Below are 1,228 nucleotides of genomic sequence, written 5' to 3'. Positions count from 1 at the left end.
CCCAGATTTTTCATGAGGTCTCTGACGGCCGCCGAAATCCACGACCAAGGGATTCCCGGCGGCCGTTTCTGATTCCGCCCATGCCAAAGAGCGCCGAAACACCAGCGCTGAATTCCAAGCTCCACCCACCCGGACCAGAATGACCTTTCAAAACCAAAGAAACAAGGAAACACCACTGCCAGTTCAGGCAGCAAGCTCACCGCGCCGCCACCGCTGGAACAACACGCCAACACCCTCGTTCAGTTGGCATAACAGTTGTGCTTCTGGTGCACTTTTAGGGATCAATAGCCGGCGCTGCCGCCCACCAGAAACGATTTTTCCCGCCATTGAAAACAGCCGGTACCGCCACCGCTTCAGATCCCAACGCCCAGCTTCATGATCACCAGGCAGCGCAGCTAGCTGCAGCCATGCGACCAAGTTCAAGGCGAACATTGCCAGGTCAGCCCACGCCTGATTCGCGGCAAAAGACCAATACGGTAGCTTGCCTAACCCGGTGTTCTTCAAGGTTTTGATCCGGTTCTCGCACCGGCCACGCGCCCGGTGCCGAGCATCAAGGAACGCCACGTTGAACCGCGGAGCATTGGTCAAGAACGCCGTCACCCGGTTCCCGTCGGTATCGAACAAGTTCGCTTTCGCCCCCAGGATGCAACGGCTCAGCCCGCAAATAAATCCGAGTTCCCGGCGGGTAGTCCTTCAGCTCCAAGACCTTGCTCGCGTCAATCACCCACGCATCATCACGTTCCTGCCCGTCAGCATTGAACGCTGGCTCCCAGTACTTCTTCTGATCGATCCACCGGATGAACCGTTCCTTGAGCACCGGCAAAGAATACGAGGTGGAGAACTGGAGCCCCAACGAATGCAGGTGGTGCAAGAACTCCCGGGACGACCCAGCGCTATCTGTGCGGACAAGGATCTTCTCACCGCAGAGGTTCCCGTCCTCGTCATAGAAATCATCAGGCAACTGAGCCAATGCTTGAGTGAGCACCTCGATATGGGATTTTGCGGAGTTCGCTCCACGGTTTCCCGACCGCAGATGCACGGCGAGGACTTCGCCGGTGCCGTTGGCTTTGCCGTAGTCAGCCATGGCAATCATCGGTGAGAACCCGTACCCGCCTTTATACGTTCCTGCGCTGAATTCCTTGTCAGAGTGGACATGAACCAACGATGCGTCGAGGTCGATAATCAGCGGATTGGTTGCCGTAGCCAGCCGGGCTGGATTCCGGGGCCC

The 1,228-nt window shown here is 57.7% G+C and carries 1 protein-coding gene and 1 pseudogene; both read right to left on the bottom strand.

Going from position 1 to position 1,228, the window contains the following annotated elements:
- The coding region (locus tag CQ017_RS18265; protein WP_219843971.1) for a hypothetical protein at positions 1 to 200 on the bottom strand (200 nt) is incomplete at its 3' end.
- Positions 184 to 1,228, bottom strand: a pseudogene (locus CQ017_RS17770) (IS1380 family transposase); the annotation flags it as partial. The gene CQ017_RS18265 and the pseudogene CQ017_RS17770, both read right to left, overlap by 17 nt.

This window comes from Arthrobacter sp. MYb224, from assembly GCF_002975455.1.
In the GTDB taxonomy this organism is placed as follows: domain Bacteria; phylum Actinomycetota; class Actinomycetes; order Actinomycetales; family Micrococcaceae; genus Glutamicibacter.
This window is presented reverse-complemented; position numbering and strand designations above follow the sequence as displayed.